Annotated in this window: 22 protein-coding genes; 5 read left to right on the top strand and 17 right to left on the bottom strand. The window is 66.7% G+C overall.

Translation table 11 applies throughout. From position 1 onward, the window contains the following. Window positions 1–66: 66 nt before the first annotated feature. The 8 genes from fusA to ACSQ9A_RS02095 form a co-directional block, all read right to left on the bottom strand. Window positions 67–2,166 (bottom strand): elongation factor G, encoded by a 2,100-nt coding sequence (gene fusA / locus ACSQ9A_RS02130; protein ID WP_436302518.1) that lies wholly within the window; start codon window positions 2,164–2,166, stop codon window positions 67–69. An 84-nt stretch (window positions 2,167–2,250) separates the two neighbouring features. Beyond that, entirely contained in the window at window positions 2,251–2,724 is a 474-nt protein-coding gene (rpsG, locus tag ACSQ9A_RS02125) for a 30S ribosomal protein S7 (RefSeq protein WP_093104188.1), read from the bottom strand. 144 nt (window positions 2,725–2,868) lie between these two features. Then, window positions 2,869–3,246 carry a 30S ribosomal protein S12 gene (rpsL, locus tag ACSQ9A_RS02120; RefSeq protein WP_028249584.1) on the bottom strand — a complete coding sequence of 126 codons (378 nt, stop codon included), beginning with the start codon at window positions 3,244–3,246 and terminating at the stop codon, window positions 2,869–2,871. Between the two features lie 160 nt (window positions 3,247–3,406). Next, a complete protein-coding gene (locus ACSQ9A_RS02115) occupies window positions 3,407–4,576 on the bottom strand; it encodes a D-alanyl-D-alanine carboxypeptidase family protein (RefSeq protein ID WP_436302517.1) in 1,170 nt (389 codons plus the stop codon). Between the two features lie 22 nt (window positions 4,577–4,598). Further along, entirely contained in the window at window positions 4,599–5,231 is a 633-nt protein-coding gene (locus ACSQ9A_RS02110) for an alpha/beta hydrolase (protein WP_093104192.1), read from the bottom strand. Then, window positions 5,231–5,584, bottom strand: a complete 354-nt coding sequence (locus ACSQ9A_RS02105; RefSeq protein WP_436302516.1) for a (2Fe-2S) ferredoxin domain-containing protein — start codon at window positions 5,582–5,584, stop codon at window positions 5,231–5,233. Before ACSQ9A_RS02105 ends, ACSQ9A_RS02110 begins: the two co-directional genes overlap by 1 nt. Before the next feature lie 51 nt (window positions 5,585–5,635). Further along, window positions 5,636–6,748, bottom strand: a complete 1,113-nt coding sequence (locus tag ACSQ9A_RS02100) for a VanZ family protein (RefSeq protein ID WP_093104195.1) — start codon at window positions 6,746–6,748, stop codon at window positions 5,636–5,638. A gap of 5 nt (window positions 6,749–6,753) precedes the next feature. Next, the gene (locus tag ACSQ9A_RS02095) at window positions 6,754–7,182 is read right to left on the bottom strand and encodes a CopD family protein (RefSeq protein WP_093104196.1); all 429 of its coding nucleotides are present in this window, start codon (window positions 7,180–7,182) and stop codon (window positions 6,754–6,756) included. A gap of 321 nt (window positions 7,183–7,503) precedes the next feature. Here ACSQ9A_RS02095 and hemB point away from each other — a divergent pair, with 321 nt between their 5' ends. Together hemB and ACSQ9A_RS02085 are read left to right on the top strand one after the other, a co-directional pair. Beyond that, window positions 7,504–8,508, top strand: coding sequence for a porphobilinogen synthase (gene hemB, locus ACSQ9A_RS02090; protein WP_436302515.1), 1,005 nt, complete (start codon window positions 7,504–7,506; stop codon window positions 8,506–8,508). Window positions 8,509–8,525: 17 nt separating this feature from the next. Then, a complete protein-coding gene (locus ACSQ9A_RS02085; RefSeq protein WP_436302514.1) occupies window positions 8,526–9,662 on the top strand; it encodes a magnesium transporter CorA family protein in 1,137 nt (378 codons plus the stop codon). A gap of 56 nt (window positions 9,663–9,718) precedes the next feature. Here the strand turns inward: ACSQ9A_RS02085 and ACSQ9A_RS02080 are convergent, their stop codons facing one another. Together ACSQ9A_RS02080 and ACSQ9A_RS02075 are read right to left on the bottom strand one after the other, a co-directional pair. Further along, a complete protein-coding gene (locus ACSQ9A_RS02080) occupies window positions 9,719–10,087 on the bottom strand; it encodes a DUF4148 domain-containing protein (protein ID WP_093104201.1) in 369 nt (122 codons plus the stop codon). A 200-nt stretch (window positions 10,088–10,287) separates the two neighbouring features. Further along, on the bottom strand, window positions 10,288–10,641 hold the full coding sequence (locus tag ACSQ9A_RS02075; RefSeq protein ID WP_436302513.1) for an alpha/beta hydrolase: 354 nt from the start codon (window positions 10,639–10,641) through the stop codon (window positions 10,288–10,290). 107 nt (window positions 10,642–10,748) lie between these two features. Here ACSQ9A_RS02075 and ACSQ9A_RS02070 point away from each other — a divergent pair, with 107 nt between their 5' ends. Next, the gene (locus tag ACSQ9A_RS02070; RefSeq protein ID WP_436302512.1) at window positions 10,749–11,708 is read left to right on the top strand and encodes a LysR family transcriptional regulator; all 960 of its coding nucleotides are present in this window, start codon (window positions 10,749–10,751) and stop codon (window positions 11,706–11,708) included. A gap of 9 nt (window positions 11,709–11,717) precedes the next feature. Here the strand turns inward: ACSQ9A_RS02070 and ACSQ9A_RS02065 are convergent, their stop codons facing one another. From ACSQ9A_RS02065 to ACSQ9A_RS02055, 3 genes are read right to left on the bottom strand one after another with little or no spacing between them, the layout of a single operon-like run. Further along, on the bottom strand, window positions 11,718–12,587 hold the full coding sequence (locus tag ACSQ9A_RS02065; protein WP_436306238.1) for an amidohydrolase family protein: 870 nt from the start codon (window positions 12,585–12,587) through the stop codon (window positions 11,718–11,720). A gap of 28 nt (window positions 12,588–12,615) precedes the next feature. Next, the gene (locus ACSQ9A_RS02060; protein ID WP_436302511.1) at window positions 12,616–13,299 is read right to left on the bottom strand and encodes a dienelactone hydrolase family protein; all 684 of its coding nucleotides are present in this window, start codon (window positions 13,297–13,299) and stop codon (window positions 12,616–12,618) included. Between the two features lie 2 nt (window positions 13,300–13,301). After that, window positions 13,302–13,922 (bottom strand): 2-hydroxychromene-2-carboxylate isomerase, encoded by a 621-nt coding sequence (locus tag ACSQ9A_RS02055; RefSeq protein WP_093104209.1) that lies wholly within the window; start codon window positions 13,920–13,922, stop codon window positions 13,302–13,304. 71 nt (window positions 13,923–13,993) lie between these two features. On the opposite strand from ACSQ9A_RS02055, the gene ACSQ9A_RS02050 reads away from it, so the two are divergent. After that, window positions 13,994–14,740 (top strand): SDR family oxidoreductase, encoded by a 747-nt coding sequence (locus tag ACSQ9A_RS02050; protein WP_093104211.1) that lies wholly within the window; start codon window positions 13,994–13,996, stop codon window positions 14,738–14,740. Continuing rightward, entirely contained in the window at window positions 14,740–15,396 is a 657-nt protein-coding gene (locus ACSQ9A_RS02045) for a MarC family protein (RefSeq protein WP_093104212.1), read from the top strand. Before ACSQ9A_RS02050 ends, ACSQ9A_RS02045 begins: the two co-directional genes overlap by 1 nt. On the opposite strand, the gene ACSQ9A_RS02040 is transcribed toward ACSQ9A_RS02045, so the two are convergent. The 4 genes from ACSQ9A_RS02040 to ACSQ9A_RS02025 are packed head-to-tail and all read right to left on the bottom strand — an operon-like array spanning window position 15,393 to window position 18,402. After that, a complete protein-coding gene (locus ACSQ9A_RS02040) occupies window positions 15,393–15,857 on the bottom strand; it encodes a metallophosphoesterase family protein (protein WP_436302510.1) in 465 nt (154 codons plus the stop codon). The two genes, ACSQ9A_RS02045 and ACSQ9A_RS02040, sit on opposite strands and share 4 nt — an antisense overlap. Window positions 15,858–15,872: 15 nt before the next feature. Continuing rightward, window positions 15,873–16,553 carry an ABC-type transport auxiliary lipoprotein family protein gene (locus ACSQ9A_RS02035; protein WP_436302509.1) on the bottom strand — a complete coding sequence of 227 codons (681 nt, stop codon included), beginning with the start codon at window positions 16,551–16,553 and terminating at the stop codon, window positions 15,873–15,875. Between the two features lie 11 nt (window positions 16,554–16,564). After that, window positions 16,565–17,551 (bottom strand): MlaD family protein, encoded by a 987-nt coding sequence (locus tag ACSQ9A_RS02030; protein WP_436292399.1) that lies wholly within the window; start codon window positions 17,549–17,551, stop codon window positions 16,565–16,567. Window positions 17,552–17,556: 5 nt separating this feature from the next. Then, window positions 17,557–18,402 carry an ABC transporter ATP-binding protein gene (locus tag ACSQ9A_RS02025; protein ID WP_436302508.1) on the bottom strand — a complete coding sequence of 282 codons (846 nt, stop codon included), beginning with the start codon at window positions 18,400–18,402 and terminating at the stop codon, window positions 17,557–17,559. Window positions 18,403–18,435: the final 33 nt, after the last annotated feature.

Below are 18,435 nucleotides of genomic sequence, written 5' to 3'. Positions count from 1 at the left end.
TCTGCACCATGTTGCTGGTTCTCTCGCCACGGGCAACGAGAGGCACACGGTCGCAGACAGAACTTCTTACTTGGTGCGGGAAGCGACAATGGCTTCGGCCACGTTGCGCGGAGCTTCGGCGTAGTGCTTGAACTCCATCGTGTAAGTGGCGCGGCCTTGCGACATCGAACGCAGCGTGGTCGAGTAGCCGAACATTTCCGACAGCGGGACCTCGGCCTTGATGGCCTTGCCGCCGCCCATCATGTCTTCCATGCCCTGCACCATGCCGCGACGTGAAGACAGGTCGCCCATCACGTTGCCGGCGTAGTCTTCAGGCGTCTCGACTTCCACGGCCATCATCGGCTCGAGAATGACCGGGCTGGCCTTGCGGCAGCCTTCCTTGAAGCCGAAGATCGCGGCCATCTTGAAGGCCATTTCGTTCGAGTCCACGTCGTGGTACGAACCGAAGTGCAGCGTGACCTTGACATCGACCACCGGATAACCGGCGAGCACGCCTTGGCCCAGCGCTTCGATCACGCCCTTTTCGACCGCCGGGATGTATTCGCGAGGAACCACGCCGCCCTTGATCGCGTCGACGAACTCGAAGCCCTTGCCGGCTTCCTGCGGCTCGATCTTGAGCACGACGTGGCCGTACTGGCCCTTGCCGCCCGACTGGCGCACGAACTTGCCTTCGGCATCTTCGACCGTCTTGCGGATGGTTTCGCGATAAGCCACCTGCGGCTTGCCGACGTTGGCTTCCACGCCGAACTCGCGCTTCATGCGGTCCACGATGATTTCGAGGTGCAACTCGCCCATGCCGGCGATGATGGTCTGACCCGACTCCTCGTCGGTCTTGACGCGGAAAGACGGATCTTCCTGCGCAAGACGCTGCAGCGCGATGCCCATCTTTTCCTGGTCGACCTTGGTCTTCGGCTCGACGGCCTGCGAAATCACCGACTCCGGGAACACCATGCGCTCGAGCGTCAGGATGGCAGCGGGGTCGCACAGGGTTTCGCCCGTGGTCACTTCCTTCAGGCCAATGCACGCGGCAATGTCGCCGGCGCGGATTTCGCTGACTTCCACGCGGTTGTTGGCGTGCATCTGCACGATCCGGCCGATGCGCTCCTTCTTGCCGCGCACCGGGTTGTAGACGCTGTCGCCCTTGGTCAGCACGCCCGAGTAGACGCGCACGAAGGTCAATTGGCCCACGAACGGGTCGGTCATGAGCTTGAAGGCCAACGCCGAGAACTTTTCGCTGTCGTCGGCTTTGCGGGTCGTCGGCGTTTCGTCTTCGTCCATGCCTTTGACCGGCGGAATGTCGGTCGGCGCTGGCATGTATTCGACGACGGCGTCGAGCATCGCCTGCACGCCCTTGTTCTTGAACGCGGAGCCGCACAGCATCGGCTGGATTTCGCCGGCGATGGTGCGCTGGCGGATGCCGGCCTTGATTTCGACCTCGGTCAGCGCGGTGCCTTCGAGGTACTTGTTCATGAGCTCTTCGCTCGATTCGGCGGCGGCCTCGACCAGCTTCTCGTGGTACTCGGCGCAGACGGCGGCCAGGTCGGCGGGGATCTCGCCATACTTGAAGGTCACGCCCTTCTCTTCGTCCCAGATGATCGACTTCATCTTGACGAGGTCGACGACGCCCTGGAAGCGGTCTTCGGCGCCGATCGGGATCTGGATCACGACGGGATTGGCCTTCAGGCGGTCCACCATCATCTGGCGCACGCGCAGGAAGTCGGCGCCCGTGCGGTCCATCTTGTTGACGAACGCGAGGCGCGGCACCTTGTACTTGTTGGCCTGGCGCCAGACGGTTTCGGATTGGGGCTGCACGCCGCCGACGGCGTCGTACACCATCACGGCGCCGTCGAGCACGCGCATCGAGCGCTCGACTTCGATCGTGAAGTCCACGTGGCCCGGGGTGTCGATGATGTTGATGCGGTGTTCGTCGAAGTTGGCGCCCATGCCCTTCCAGAAGCAGGTGGTGGCAGCGGACGTGATCGTGATGCCGCGCTCCTGCTCCTGCTCCATCCAGTCCATCGTGGCGGCGCCATCGTGCACTTCACCGATCTTGTGATTCACACCGGTGTAGAACAGGATGCGCTCGGTGGTGGTGGTCTTGCCGGCGTCGATGTGCGCAGAAATACCGATGTTGCGGTAGCGCTCGATGGGGGTCTTGCGGGACATGAAAATTACTCCGTTAACGGATGAAAGCCCGCCCACCGCATTCGGTGGGTCGGGCTTCCAGCCTGTCTGACTAGTGGGCTGTTGTTAGAAGCGGAAGTGGCTGAAGGCCTTGTTGGCTTCGGCCATGCGGTGCACTTCATCGCGCTTCTTCATGGCACCGCCACGGCCTTCCGTGGCTTCCATGAGTTCGTTGGCCAGACGCAGGGCCATCGACTTCTCGCCGCGCTTGCGGGCGGCTTCCTTGATCCAGCGCATCGACAGCGCCAGGCGACGCACCGGGCGCACCTCGACCGGAACCTGATAGTTCGCACCGCCGACGCGGCGCGACTTCACTTCGACCATCGGCTTGACGTTGTTGATGGCCATGGTGAAGGCTTCGACCGGGTCCTTGCCCGGGTTCTTCTTCTCGATCTGGTCGAGCGCGCCATAGATGATGCGCTCGGCGATCGCCTTCTTGCCGCCTTCCATGATCACGTTCATGAATTTGGACAGCTCGACATTGCCGTACTTGGGATCCGGCAGGATTTCACGTTTGGGGACTTCGCGACGACGTGGCATTTTTCTAACCTCTTTGCTTCAGTTGGCACCGTTTCCGGCACCGCGAGAGCCAACAAGAACTCTCACTTACTCGACCCAACAGCGGGTCACTTCGTCCGATGCGCCTGCCAGGGCACGCCGAACACCGTTGAACGACAGAAAGCCTTAAGCCTTCTTGGGGCGCTTCGCGCCGTACTTGGAACGCGACTGCTTGCGATCCTTCACGCCTTGCAGGTCCAGCGAACCGCGCACGATGTGGTAGCGCACACCGGGCAAGTCCTTGACACGACCGCCGCGAACCAGCACGACGCTGTGTTCCTGCAGATTGTGGCCTTCGCCGCCGATGTAGGAAATGACCTCGAAGCCGTTGGTCAGGCGCACCTTGGCGACTTTCCGCAGCGCCGAGTTCGGCTTTTTCGGGGTCGTGGTGTAGACCCGGGTGCAGACGCCGCGACGCTGCGGCGAGTTCTGCATGGCAGGGCTCTTCGACTTGATCTTTTCGACCTCGCGACCCTGACGCACCAGTTGATTGATGGTTGGCATGAATGAATAAGTCCCAAAACACCCCGGCAAGAATCCTTGTCGTGACACAAGGGGCCGGGAGATGACGAAAACGTGAATCCCTTCGGATTTTTCCGAAAAGCCCACGAGTATAGCAGTGCGGCCGTGACGCCGCAATTTCAGCTGCGCAGGGGCGCCGACCTCACTTGATCCAGAGCCGGACGGCGTCCCAGGCGCGGCCCAGCACGCCAGCTTGCTCGACCGGCTCCAGCGCCACGAGCGGCACTTCGGCGACCGGTTGGTCGGCCAGCGTGATCTTGAGCGAGCCGATCGGCTGGAAGCGGGAGAACGGCGCGACCAACGGGTCTGGCCGTGCCACTTGCGTCTTGATCTTGCTCGCCGAGCCGGCCGGGACCGCTACCACGATCGCCTCGGGACGGCCCAGCTTGACGGTGTTTTCCTTGCCCTTCCAGACCGCCGGCGTCGCCACCGCCTGGTTGGCGTCGAACAGGCGAACCGCGTCGTAAGCGGTGTAGCCCCAGTTCAGCAACTTCTGCGACTCGTTGGCCCGTGCGTTCTCGCTCGCCGCGCCCAGAACGATCGACAGCAGGCGCCGGCCGCCGCCGAGGTTCGGGAAATCGCGCTTCGAGGTCACGATCATGCAGTAGCCGGCCGCATCGGTGTGGCCGGTCTTGAGGCCGTCGACGGTCGGGTCGCGGAACAGCAGCAGATTGCGGTTGGTGTCGTTGGTCGAGGGAGTGCCGGGATAGCGGTACTTCTTGATGGCGTAGTAGTGCACATACTCCGGAAAGTCGCGCATCAGGCGCGTCGCCAGGATGCTGAGGTCGCGCGCCGTGGTGCTATGGCCCGGCGCCGTGAGGCCTTCGGGATTCTTGTAGCTGGTGTTCTTCATGCCGAGCGCCTTGGCTTGCTCGTTCATGAGTTCGACGAAATGCTCGACCGTGCCGCCCACGCCTTCGGCCAGCGCGACGGTGGCGTCGTTGCCCGACTGGACGATCAAGCCCTTGACCAGGTCTTCGACCGGCACCTGCATCTTGGGGTCGATGAACATGCGCGAGCCGGGCATCTTCCAGGCGCGCGGGCTGACCGGCAAGGTCTGCTGCAGGCTGATCTTCTTGGCCTTGAGCGCGTCGAACACCAGATAAGCCGACATCAGCTTGGTGAGCGAGGCCGGTTCGACCGGGCTGTCGATGTCCTTTTGCGCGAGCAGCTGGTTGGCCGTGATGTCGAGCAGCAGGTAGCTGCGCGCCGCGACTTCGGGCGGCGCCGGCACCTGGGCGTGGACGACCATGCAGAAGGATGCGGCAGCGGCCACCGCGAGCGCGCGCAGCGCGTCGAGAAAACAATTCATGGGGATGCGAAGAGACGAAAAACTAGCCCGCGCGCAGGTGGCGGACGACCAGACTTTTGAGCAGCGGCAATTGTCCGTGAAAGAAATGACCGCCTCCGGGAACGACTGTGACAGGAAGTGACTGCGGCCGCGCCCAGTCCATCACGGCAGCGAGCGGCACGGTGTCGTCGTGCTCGCCGTGCACGACCAGCGTGCGTTCGTGCGCCTCCGCCGGCAACGTAGCAACGGAAAAGCGCGAGGCGGCCGTGCCGACCAGCACCAGGTGCCGGATGTCCCTCGTCGCCCAGAGCTTCTCGGCCGTGCAGCTCGCCACGAAGGCGCCGAACGAGAAGCCGGCGATGGCCAGCGGCCCCTCGGGCGCCAACTGCTCGACGACGGCCAGCATGTCGTCGCGCTCGCCGCGCCCTTCGTCGTGCGCCCCTTCGCTGGCGCCGACACCGCGGAAGTTGAAGCGCACGGCGGTCCATCCGCACGAAACGAAGGCGCGCGCCAGCGTCTGCACCACCTTGTTGTCCATGGTGCCGCCGAAGAGCGGATGGGGATGGGCGATCACCGCCACGCCGAGCGCCGGCGAGCCCGCGGCCGCCGCGTCGCGCAGCACTTCGATGGCGCCCGCGGCGCCTTTCAGCTGGATTTTTTCGGTTCTGGAATTCATCAGCGCCCCACCCCGGGCGGCAACAGCAGCCGCTCGACCACTTTGCCGTTCTTCAGATGCGATTCGACGATCTCGTCGATGTCGTCCTCGTCGACGAAGGTGTACCAGACGGCTTCCGGATAGACCACCGCCACCGGCCCGCCCGCGCAGCGGTCGAGACAGCCCGCCTTGTTGACGCGCACCTTGCCGGGCCCGGCCAGTCCGGCCTCCCTGATGCGGGCCTTGCAGCGATCGAAGCCCGCCTGGGCGTTGTGCTTCGAGCAGGAGTCCTCTTCGTTCTTGCGTTCGTTCAGGCAGAAGAAGATGTGCCGAGCGTAGTAGCCGCGCGGCGGCGGGATGCTGGAATTGGACATCAAACCATTCTATTGAGCGTGCGACGCGAACACTGGGCGCCGGGGTATGGACTACGCCGGCCGCGTCCGGCGCGACAGCGCGGCCAGCACGTAGGCCAGCGTGGCGAAGGGCCAAAGCCAGCCCAGCCACTGCGCGAGCCCGTGGAAACGGATGAAGCGCCCCTGCTCCCAGGTCGCCAAGGTTTGTGCGAAATAAGCGCTCTCGGGCGCCTGGTTGAGCAGGCTCAGGTGAACCACGAGCGCGATCAGCAGCAAGCCTGCACAGAACCGGCGCGGCGCGGGCAGCAGCAGCACGCCCAGAACCAGCGCGGCCACGATGCCGACCTGCACCGGCAGGCTCAGCCAGGCCCAGGCGTGCTCGGGGCCGTAGCTCAGCGCGGCCGACAAGGCAGTGGCCGCCATCCCGGCCACAAGCACCAGCGGCAGCAGGACGGCCCGGCGAGAGATCGAGCGCGTGACCAGGAAGGCCAGCAGGCAGGGCACCAGCGCTCCCAGCATGACGCACAGCAGTTCGACGCCGGGCACCAGCGGCTCGAGCTCGAACTGGCGCACCGGCATCCAGTCGATGAATGGGGTGTCGAGGAGCCATTCCGAGATCGCCGCCTCGAGCCGTTCGAACACCTGGCCCAGCCCGAAAGTGACCGCTGCCGGAAACAGCAGTGCCAGCGGCCACAGCGCCAGCAGCACCAGCGCGCCGCGCGACTCCTCGACGAACCAGTTGGAACGGGTCCGGTGCCAATGCGCCACGGCACCGAAGCGCTCGAGCGCCGCCGCGAGCACGGCGCCCGCCAGCGCACCCGCACTGTTCAGTCCGAGGTCGACATTGGAGGGAATGCGCGAGGGCAGGTAGCTTTGCAAGGTCTCCATGGCGAAAGCGATCGCGGCGCCGGCCGCCGTGGCGCGCAGCACCGCGCCCGCCACGCCGACGCCCGGCCGAGTTCGCAGTACCGCGATCGCCGCCAGGAAACCGAAGGGCATGTAGCCCGCGACGTTGACCCCGAAGTCGAAGCCGGTCCAGTACTTGGGCCACGGCGCCGCCAGATAGGCCCAGGGCGCGATGCCCTGGTCGCGCCAGTCGGCGAAGGGATAGAGACTCGCGTAGACGATCAGCGCCGCATAGGCGAGCGCGAGAGGCAGTGCGGCGGACTTGTGCTGGGTTCCCACCGTGCTCAGAACGGCTTGACCACGACCAGCACCACGATCCCGAGCAGCAGCAGCACCGGCACTTCGTTGAACCAGCGGTACCAGCGCTCGCCGCGCCGGTCTGCGCCCGAGACGAACTTGCGCAGCAGCACCCCGCAGGCATGGTGATACCCGATCGCGAGCAGCACCAGGGCCAGCTTGGCATGCATCCAGCCGTTGCCCGGACCGCGTCCGATGCCATAGCCGAGCCAGAGCCAGAGCCCGAAGCCGAGCGCCGGCACGGCCAGGAAAGTGGTGAACCGGAACAGCTTGCGCGCCATGAGAACCAGCCGCGCGCGTTCGGCCACGGATTCGGGCGCCACCATCGCCAGGTTCACGAAGATGCGCGGCAGATAGAACAGTCCCGCGAACCAGCTCGCAATGAACACGATGTGCAGTGATTTGACCCAGAGCATGGCGGCAGTTTAGTGGCGCGCCCCATTGGCGCAGGGCGATTGAAAGGGGCAAAAAAAAAGCCCGGCGTCAAAACGCCGGGCTGGGAAGCCCTTTTGCTGTCACACATCAAGGCACCCGCTCAGGGAGGAAAAGCGGGGGGCGGCAAGCCGCCCAACGCGGAATTTAGCAAAGGCATTACAACCTATCAAGCGAGTTCTAATCTTTTTCCCCGAATTGGTAGAGCACATAGTTCCAACGTATTACTGCACCGAAGCCGCGGAAAGACCGCTCGAGGGGCTGTATCAGAGGGCAATCCCGGCACTTCAGGCACAATTTTCCGCATGACCCTCCACGCTCCTTTTCCTGCGGGCCGACCGCGCCGGCTGCGCCGCGATGCCTTCACACGCAATCTCGTACGTGAGCACACGCTCAGCGTTCACGACCTGATTTACCCGGTGTTCGTGCAGGAAGGCCAGAGGCGGCGCGACGCCGTGCCCTCGATGCCCGGCGTCGACCGGCTCAGCCTGGATCTGTTGCTGCCGGTCGCCGAACAGTGCGCGGCGGCAGGCATCCCGGTGATGGCGCTGTTTCCGGTGATCGATGCCGGCCTCAAGACGCCGGCCGGGGACGAGGCTTTCAACCCCGAGGGCCTGATCCCGCGCGTGGTGGCCGCCCTCAAGTCACGCTTCCCGGAACTGGGCGTGATGACCGACGTGGCGCTGGACCCCTACACCAGCCATGGCCAGGACGGCCTGCTCGACGACACCGGCTACATCCTGAACGACCCGACCGTCGAGGTGCTGGTCAAGCAGGCGCTCGTGCAGTCGCAAGCCGGCGTGGACATCGTGGCGCCTAGCGACATGATGGACGGCCGCATCGGCGCGATCCGCAGCGCCCTCGAGTCCGCCGGCCAGATCCACACGCGGATCATGGCCTACAGCGCCAAGTACGCGAGCGCCTTCTACGGCCCCTTCCGCGACGCCGTCGGCTCGGCAGCCAACCTCGGCAAGAGCAACAAGAAGGTCTACCAGATGGACCCCGGCAACAGCGACGAGGCGCTGCGCGAGGTGGCGATCGACATCGCCGAGGGCGCCGACATGGTGATGGTGAAGCCCGGCATGCCCTACCTCGACATCGTGCGCAGGGTGAAGGACGCGTTCCAGGTCCCGACCTTCGCCTACCAGGTCAGCGGCGAGTACGCGATGCTCAAGGCCGCGGCGCAGAACGGCTGGCTCGACCACGATGCCGTGATGCTCGAAAGCCTGCTGGCCTTCAAGCGCGCCGGCGCCGACGGCGTGCTCACCTACTTCGCGCTCGATACCGCCCGGCTGCTGCAGCAACAGTAGCGGACCGGTCGGGCACCATGCGCGTCTTCGAAATCAGCGGCTCGCGAATCACCGAACACGAGGCGCTCGCGCCGATGGCCGTGCCCGGCGCCTGCGCCAGCGGCTATCTGTGGATTTCGCTCACGCGGGACGAATTCCGCAGCTCGCTCGCCGAGGTGCAGGGCATCCTGCAGTCGCTCTGCGGCACCCAGCTGGTCGACCTCCATGTGGCCGACCTGGTCAACGACCAGTTGCCCTCGCACTACGACTACACCTCGCAGTACGACGTGCTGGTCTTTCGCCGGCTCGCGGCTGCCAACGGCACGGCGCCGAAGAGCGCCGAGCCGACGCTGGCGCGCGGCGGCCCGCCGGTGCTGCGGCGCGTCGATACGCGGCCGGTCGGCTTTGCGGTCTTCGACCGCGTGCTGCTGTCCGTCCATCCGGAAGACGGCGCGGTGCGCGATGCCTTTGCCGCCCGCCTGCTGGCCGCTGCGGCCTCGGAGGGGCGCGGCGGTGCGGCTGCCCCGGCGCTCGACGTCCGCGCCGTTTCCACGCGCGTGCCGCCGAATCCTGCCGACCTGATGCTGCGCGTGGTGAACCTGATCGTCGACGCCTACCTCGACCTGCGGCGCGAGCTGACGCGGCAGCTGGACCACTGGCAGGCCGAGCTGATCGACCCCCGCAGCCGCTTCACGAACTGGAGCGCGCTGATGGATGCGCGCCAATCGCTGCACCACCTGGACGAGATTTGCGAAGACCAGCGCGCAGCCATCCAGGACTGGATCGATGCGCTCGAAACCCTGCCGCCGCCCGAAGGAGCGGCCGCGTTGCGCGAACGCGAACTGATCATGGTGCGCAGCCGCGACGTGCTCGAGCACATCCAGCGCGTGGTGCACCACGTGCGGCGGCTCGAACAGAACGCCGAGACCGCCGTGCAGATGCACTTCAGCGTGCAGAGCCACCGCGCCAACGACATCATGCGGGTGCTCACGGCGCTCACGGCGATCTTTCTTCCGCTCAACCTGATTGCCGGCATCTTCGGCATGAACTTCGAGTTCATCCCGCTCGTGCACAAGGCCGACGGCTTCTGGATCGCCATGGCCTCGATGGCCGTGATCGCGCTGCTGCTGGTGGTCGTGTTCTGGCGCAAGCGCTACCTGGCCCGAAGCAGATAAACAAAAAACCGGGCAGCGCACTAGCGCTGCCCGGTCCTTCTGTGGGGTCGGCGAATTTACTTGGCCGCGGGGGTGCCTTCCTTCTGCGCTTGCTGGAGCGTGGCGGCGCGGTTGGGCATGGTCGAGATCACGCGGCTGTTGACGCGCGAGCCGCTGGTCACGTTCTGGTCGGGCGCATTCGCCGTGGCGACGGCTTGGGCACGCACAGCCGCCGAATCAGCCACCGAGGTGAAGGGATCGGCGCCACGCGAACCGCGCGTCACGTTCTGGTTGGGAGCGGCAGCCGCACGGACGGCTTCGGCTTCGACGTCGGCGCGGTTCATGCCCGACACCGACTTTTGAACGCCTTCGTAGCTTTCGGCCTGGGCGCCGGCAGCGGCCAGAAGGGAGAGAGCGGCGGCGGCGATGATTTGCGAGGTCTTCATTTCAGGTCCTTTGGAATTCGTCGGAGTGGTTGCTGACCAGGCTCGCGGGATGGCTGGCCTGTGCGACGAAGTTTCCGGTGGAATGACCTCGGGAAATTACCTAGAAAAGAGACACCGCGTTTCCGGGATCGAAACAATAAAAAACCGAGCCCATGCTTTCGCATGGCCCGGCTTTGTCGCTCGTCGCGCGAGCTGGCGAATTACAGCCCGGCTTGGCGCGTCGTCACGAAACGCGGGTTCGAGAACTGCGACGGAATCACGCTGCCGGCGAAGGATTCGCGGCGCACGTTCTGGTTCGGCCTATGGGCATGGGCCACGGCTTCGGCGCGAACCTCGGCACGGTCACGAGCGCTCACCAGAACCGTCGTGGGACCCGCGACGTAGCCTTCGGCATACGGGTTTGCGCTGCGGGCAGCGACGACCGCCTGGGCATTCACTTCGGCGCGGCTGTTGGCCGATACCAGCGAGTGCACGCCGTCATAGGTTTCGGCCTGTGCGCCGGCAGCGGCGAGAATCGAGAGAGCGGCGGCGGCGATGATCTTCGAGGTCTTCATTTCAATCTCCTTTGGTTGGTGTGGGATGAAGTTTGCGCCTGAATCTAGGTAAAAACCCTTGGCTTTCTGAACCACCGCATTCACGAAATTGAAACAATGGAAGCCCGATGGACGGCCTGGACCTGCTGAAAGCCTTTCGTGAAGTTGCCGAACGCGGCAGCTTCTCCCGCGCTGCCAAGGTGTTGGGCACCTCGAAGGCCACCGTCAGCAAATACGTCGCGCAGCTCGAAGAGCGCTTCGGGGTGCGCCTGCTCAACCGCTCCACGCGCTCGGTCAGCCTGACCGATGCCGGTCAACTGCTGCTCGAGCGCAGCAAGCCGCTGATGGAGATGGTCGAGCTCACGCAGAGCGAGCTGCAGGAACATGCGGGCCATCCGCGCGGGCGGCTTCGCATCACGGCGCCGCACGGGTTCGCCCAGAGCGCCTTTCCGGACATCCTGAGCGAGTTCATCAAGACCTATCCCGACGTTCATGTGAGCCTGCACCTGAGCAACCGCGTGATCGATCTGGTGGAGGAAGGCGTGGACATCGCGCTGCGCCTCGGGCGTATCCGCGACGAGAACCTGATCGTGCGGCGCCTGCGCCAGATGGACCTGGTGCTGTGCGCCGCGCCTTCCTACTGGGCCCGGCGCGGCCTGCCCAAGAAACCCGACGACATGCGCAGTCACGACGTGCTGACCTACTCGCTCGCCGAGGGCGCGCCGCACCTGCCCTTCGAGGTCGACGGCAAGCCCTACATCGTGCCGGTGCAAAGCCGCATGGATGCCAACGATGCCGCGCCGCTGATCGGCGCCGCGCTCGCCGGACTCGGCGCCGTCTGCGTGCCGGCGATGATGGCGCAGTCGCATGTCGAGCGCGGCGCGCTGGTGCCGGTGCTGAAGGAATACATGCCGCGCGACCTGTGGCTCTACGCGGCCTATTCGCAGCGCCGCCACAACAGCGCGGCGCTGCGCGCCCTGCTGGATTTCCTCGAGGACCGCGTGCGGAAATCGGCAGCGGCGCTGGCTCCTCCCGAGGCCGCCGCCGTCAAGCCTGCCAGGCGGGTGCGTCAGCCGGTGAGCGCCTGACGACAGGGTTCAGCGCAGACCGAACAGCGCCGCCGCGTTGCCCCACGCGATGCGCTGCGCCACCTCGGGCGGCACGTCACCCAGCCATCGGCGATAGCCGCCCATGATCTCGTCGTAGGCGCTCCAGCGCTGGTTGACCCAGGTGTCGGAGCCGACCAGGAAACGCTCCGGATACTTGAGGATCAACGCGCGCCACTCGGGGCACAGCGTGCCGCCCTCGCAGGTGAGGCCCGGCCGGTAGGAGAGCTCGCCCATCAGCAGCGGATAGCGCTCCAGCAGGGCCTGCACGCGCGCCACCGGCGCGCCGCCGATGCCGGTGTGGGCCCAGATGAGCCGCAGCGCCTTTCCCTTGGATGGCGCGTGCGCCATCAGCAGATCGATCGCGACGTCGTCGACATGCGCCAGCACCGCGAGCTTCTTTTCTTCCGCCAGAACGATCAGCTTCCTGGCGACCGGCCCGTTGGCGTTGGCGCTGTCGTAGAGATGGAACTCCCCCAGCCCCCGGTAGGGCCCGCTCGCCGTGCCGCGCGCCAGTTCGGCCTGCACCATCTCGTAGATGCTCTCGTCGCGGAACCAGTTGCCGTAGTCGTCGCGATTCCGGTAGAGCCGCACGAAGGGCACCACGGTCACGCCGGCCTCGCGCGTCTCGCGCGCCGCGGCCAGCGTCTGCGTGCCGGCGTTGGGCCGCGAGTTGGCGATGATGGCTTTCACGCCGTTGCGCTGCATGCGCGCCAGGGCTTCGGAGGGCGGGTACGGGCCGGTGTCGCCGTCCCAGGCTTCCTGGTTGTAGTGCAGGTGGGTGTCGAACAGCGGGCCGCCGTAATCGGCCGCCTGCGCGCCGAACGCGGCAGCCGCCAGCAAGGCCGGCACCCAACGCATCAGATGCCGCGTCACGCCATACCCCCGCTCAGCCGACGTGCTTCGCAAAAAAGGCCAGCGTGCGCTCGCGCGCCAGCTTGGCGGCCTCGGCGTTGTACGAGCCCCGCTGGTCGCAATTGAAGCCGTGGCCGGATTCGTAGACATGCACCTCGACCTCCGGGTGGGCCTTCTTGAAGGCCTCGATGGTGTCGAGCGGAATCCAGTGGTCGTTGTTGCCGAAATGGGCGAGCACCGGCACCTTGGGCTGGATCGCGCTCTCCTCCGGCGCCGTCATCCCGCCGCCGTAGTAAGGCGCCGCCGCCGCAAGGCCGGAGACCTTCGCCGATGCGCGCCACGTGAGCAGGCCGCCCCAGCAGTAGCCGACGATGCCGACCTTGCCGGCACGGGCCGCGTATTCCACCGCCGCCTGGATGTCCTGCAGCACGCCCGGTGCCGGCAGCGCCTCGACGGCGGTCTTGAGCTCGAAGCCGGCCTTCATGTCCTCGTCGCTGTAGCCCAGTTCGACGCCCGGCTTGACGCGATGGAAGGTCGAGGGCGAGACCGCGAGATAGCCGTCGGCCGCATAGCCGTCGGCCACCGATCGGATGTGCGAGTTGACGCCGAAGATTTCCGGCACCACGACGATCGCGCCCTTCGGCTTGCCCGCGGGTTCCGCCACGTAGGCCGGAAAGCCAAAGCCGTCTTTGGCGGTGAGATCGATGAACTGGCCCATGGTCATGCTCCTGAGGTGGATGGTTGTTGAATCAATGCGCGTTCGACGAAATCCAGCCGGTCCTGGCCCCAGAAGATCTCGCCGTCGATCACGTAGCTCGGCGCACCGAACACCTTGGCGTCGATGGCCTGCTGCGTGTAGTCCTCGTAGCGCTCCTGGACCGTCTGGCTTTGCGACTGCTCGCATCGTTTGGCCGGCAAGGCGCATTCGCCGACCAGCACTTCGAGCACCTTGGGATCGGCGATGTTGCGCTCCTGCACCCAGACCGCGGCGAACACGGCGCCGCAGAGCTTCATCGCGGCCTCGGTGCCGTCGTGCAGGTCGACCGCGATGATGAGCTTCGCCGCGTCGTCGGCAGCGACCGGAAAGAACTTGGGCTTGGGGTTCAACGGAATGTCGAGGTGGCGCGAGAAGCGCGCCAGCTCCAGCAGCCGGTAGGCCTGGCGCTGCGGTGCGCGCTTGCCGAGCGGCAGGCCGCCCGAGACCGGATACACGGCGCCGAGATCGACCGGCCGCACCCGCACCGTGGCGCCGTTGGACTTGGCGAGCGCAGCGAAGCGCGCATGCCCCAGGTAGGCCCAGGGGCTCTGGGGCGTGAAGTAGTAGTCGATGGTGTGGGTCACAAGCCGCTCCCGATGATGTAATCGTGCGCACGGTTTTAACTGAGGCACGGCTTTCGTGCAGGAGGTGGGATTTGGACCAGGTGCTCTTGATCACCGGCGGCAGCCGCGGCATCGGTGCCGCGACGGCACTGCTGGCCGCGCAGCGCGGTTTCGCGGTGGCCGTCAACTATGCCAGCAACTCGCTGGCCGCCGACGAGGTGGTGCGCACGATCCGCGACGGCGGCGGCCGCGCGATCAGCGTGCAGGCCGACGTCGGCGACGAGGCGCAGGTGCTCGCGATGTTCGAGAAAGTCGATGCGAAGTTCGGCCGCCTCACGGCGCTGGTCAACAACGCCGGCGTGGTCGACGTGCAGGCGCGCGTCGACCAGATGAGCGTGGCGCGGCTCGACCGCATGCTGCGCATCAACGTGATCGGCAGCTTCCTCTGCGCACGCGAGGCGGTGCGGCGCATGAGCACGAAGCACGGCGGCAGCGGCGGCGCCATCGTCAATCTCTCCAGCGCCGCCGCGCGCCTGGGCTCGCCGGGCCAGTACGTCGACTACGCGGCCAGCAAGGGTGCCATCGACAGCTTCACGATCGGGCTGGCCAAGGAGGTCGCCGACGAAGGCATCCGCGTCAACGCGGTGCGACCGGGCCTGATCGACACCGAGATCCATGCCTCGGGCGGCCTGCCCGACCGCGCCGCCCAGCTCGCCCCCACCGTGCCGATGAAGCGCACCGGCAGCGCCCAGGAGGTCGCCAACGGCATCGTGTGGCTGCTGTCGGAAGAAGCGAGCTACGTGACGGCCACCTTTCTCGACGTGACAGGCGGAAGGTGATGGCAACACCGACGATGGACCTGGTCAAGCCGATGATCACGCTGCTGGCCATCGTGAATCCGCTGGCGATCGTGCCTTTCTTCATCCACTACACGCAGGGCTATACCGAGGCCCAGCGCAAACGCACCGCGTGGGTGTCGGCCTTCAGCGCCTTCGTGGTCATCGCGGTCTGCGCGCTGCTCGGGCTTCAGTTGCTGTCCTTCTTCGGCATCTCGATCGCGAGCTTCCAGGTCGGCGGCGGCATGCTGCTCCTGATCAGCTCGCTCAGCATGCTCAACGCGCAGCCGGCCGAATCCAAGACCAACAAGGAGGAGATCCGGGCCACGGAAGTGAAGGCCTCGCTGGGCGCCTCGATCGCGGTGGTGCCGCTCGCCATTCCGCTCCTGACCGGGCCGGCCACCATGTCGACCGTGGTCATCTATGCCGAGAAGACGCAGCACCTCTGGGAGCTCGCGGTGCTGGTCGGCTACGGCATGGTGATCGGGCTGGCGACCGGCCTCACCTTCTCGCTGGCCGAGCCGATCGCACGCGTGCTCGGCAAGACCGGCATCAACGTGATGACGCGCTTGATGGGCCTGATCCTTGCGGCGCTGGCGGTCGAGGTGATGGCCGACGGGCTCGGCACGCTGTTTCCGGCGCTCGCGCGCGCGCCCTAGCCCTTCACCAGTTCGACGATGCGCGGCGTGACCACGCCGTCATCGATCTTCAGCTCCGCCGCCGAAATCGGCAGCCTGAAGCGGCGCGGGCCGGCGCTGCCGGGATTGACGTAGAGAACCCCATCGCGCTCTTCGGTCCGCGGCCGATGCGAGTGCCCGGACACCACCACCCGGACGCCCGCGGCGGCCGGGTCGATGTCGAGCTGCGCGAGATCGTGGATCGCATAGAGACGCAGGCCGCCGAACTCGACCAGCGCCGTGTCGGGCACCGCCTCGGCCCACGCCCCCCGGTCGTTGTTGCCGCGCACCGCCGTCAGCGGCGCGATGGCGGCCAGCGCTTCGAGAATGCTCGCATCGCCGATATCACCGCCATGCACGATGTGCTCGCAACCGCGCAGGAACGCGAGCGCCTCGGGCCGCAGCAGGCCATGCGTGTCGGAGATGAGACCGATGCGGTGCATGCGGCCGGCCTCTGCTCAGCGGGGCTGGTCCACCCATGTCACCAGTTCCGCCACCGCCGCATCGCTCGCCGCTGCCAGCCCCTTCACGCCGCCGGGCGCGTCGGCGCTCGGCGCGGGCCGCTGCACCATGAAGCTCTGCTGCGCGAGCACGCGGTCGCCGCCGGCATTGCTGCGGATCAGGGTCGCGCGCAGGCGCACCAGGCCCACGCTCCGGGTCGGCGATTCGAAGTAGTGGCTGAATTCCTCGAGCGACACCCTGAGCGTGTCGGGCACCTTGCCCTCGCTGCGCGCGATGGTGGCGCTCTCTTCCGGACCGAGCACGGTGCGGCGCGCGGCCAGCGCGTCGCGCAGGCGCTGGTGCAACAGCTGCGCCGGCGCCAGGCTCCAGCGCGATTGGCCATAGGGCCGCAGCTGGTTGGCATCGGCATAGCCCAGGCGGTAGAGCAGCTGCGTGCCCTCGAGCCGCGTGCCGGCCTCGATCTCGGCCAGCGCGATGAGCGGCAGCGCGTGCGGATTGACAGGTGCCGGCGCCGTGGATGCGGCGAGGTTGGGGCCGAAGTCGTACAGCGTGGCGCGAGCGGGCTTGTCGGGCAAGGCGCCGCAGCCCGCCGTCAGCAGCACGGCGGCGATGCCTGCGACGGCCGAGAGGCGCGCCCGCGCTGCGCGAGCGGCCATGTTCTGGAGTACGTCGTTCATGGTCGTCACTTTCAAGGCCGCGCCGGCGCGGCGGCCGGCGCGGAAAATCCGGGCTCGCCCGGCCCGGCGACCACGCCGCCGCTGCCGAACAGCAGCGATTGCGGGTTGTCGTTGATGCCGTCGGCCGCGCGGCCGAGGCGGCGCACCGCGCGCGAGGTGTCCTCGGCGACGCGGTTCACGCGCGGCAGCGTGGCGCTGTTGAAGGAGTCGACCGCCTGCGCCAGGGACTTGGTGCCGTCGCCCAACCGGTCGATCGGGCCGTCCTTCGCATTCAGCCGGTTCACGGTGCCGTTGAAGTTGTTGGCCACGCGCGAGACGTCGCCGGCGGCCGTCTTGAGCGAAGCCATGGTATCCCTCGTGCGGTCCACCAGCGGCGGCAAGGTGGCCAGCGTCGGGTTGAGCCCGTTCTTCACCGTGTTGTCGAGCGAGCGCGTGAGCTGGTTGGCGCTGGCCGAAGCCTGCGCGATGTTTTCCAGCGCGTCGGCGATGCGTTTCTGGTTGTCGTCGCCCAGCAGCGTGTTGGCCTTCTTCGTCACCTCGTCGATCTGGTTGATGATGGCCTCACCGCGGTCCTGCAGCTGCGCCAGCACCGAGGGCTTGAGCGGGATGCGCGGTGGATCGTCGTTGTTCGGCGTGAGCGCCACCTGCGATTCGCCCTTGTCGTCGATCGCAATGAAGGCCAGGCCGGTCACGCCCTGGTAACTCAGCGTGGCATAGCTCGAGGTCGTGAGCGGCACGCGCTCGTCGACCGTGATGCGCACGCGCACATTGCCCTTCACCTTGGGATCGAAGTCGATCGAGGCGACCTTGCCGACGGCGATGCCGCGGTAGCGCACCGTCGCCTGCGGCTGCAGCCCGCTCACCGGGTCGCGGGTCGAGAGTTCGTAGATGTTGCGCACCGTGTTGTCGCGCGTGAACCAGACCACCAGCGCGATGATCGCGGCGATCAGGCCGAGCACGAAGGCGCCGGCGGCGATGGCATGGGCCTTATTTTCCATGGCAGCTACCTTTCAGTGAGTGGGGTCCGGCCGGCGCCGGCAAGCCCCGAGACGGTCGAGGGCGGCACGCCTTCGTGGAGCGCCTCCATGGCGCGCTGGCCGCGGCCGCCGAGAAAGTATTCGTGGATGAAGGGATGCGGGTAGGCGATGACGTCGCGTGCCGTGCCGGCGACGATCACGCGCTGATCGGCCAGCACCGCGATGCGGGTGCTGAGGTCGAACAGCGTGTCCAGGTCGTGCGTGACCATCACCACCGTGAGCCCCAGTTCGCGATGCAGCCCGCGCAACAGGTCGCAGAAGCCGTCGGCGCTTTCGGGGTCCAGGCCGGCGGTGGGCTCGTCGAGCAGGAGCAGCGGCGGATCCATGATCAGCGCGCGCGCCAGTGCCACCCGCTTGATCATGCCGCCCGACAAATCGGCCGGGCTCTTGGTCGCCTGCTGCGGCTCGAGCCCGACCATCTGCAGCTTGACCAGTGCGGCATCGCGGATCAGGTCGTCGGGCAGGAGCTTGAGTTCGCGCAGCGGGAACGCGACGTTGTCGAGCACGCTGAAGGCCGAGAACAGCGCGCCGTGCTGGAACAGCATGCCGACGTTGGCGGCGCCGGTGGCGCTGAGCCGGCCCGGCGGATGACCGAGCACGGAGACCTCGCCCCTCGAAGGCCGCTCGAGTCCCAGGATCTGGCGCAGCAGCACGGTCTTGCCGGTGCCCGAGCCGCCCACCAGCGACAGCACCTCGCCTTTGCGGATCGTGAGGTCGAGGTCGCGGTGCACCACCTGGTCGCCCTCGGGCGACTCGAAGACGGTCCACAGCTTGCGGATTTCGACCATGTTGGTCTTCTGATCTTCGCTCATTGGACAACCTCCGCGCTGCGCGCTGCGGTATTC

Origin of the sequence: Variovorax sp. LjRoot290 (assembly GCF_964253985.1) — a bacterium.
Classification (GTDB): Bacteria; Pseudomonadota; Gammaproteobacteria; order Burkholderiales; family Burkholderiaceae_C; genus Variovorax.
Note: the sequence above shows the minus strand (reverse complement) of the source record. Positions and strands in the feature narration are given on the sequence as shown.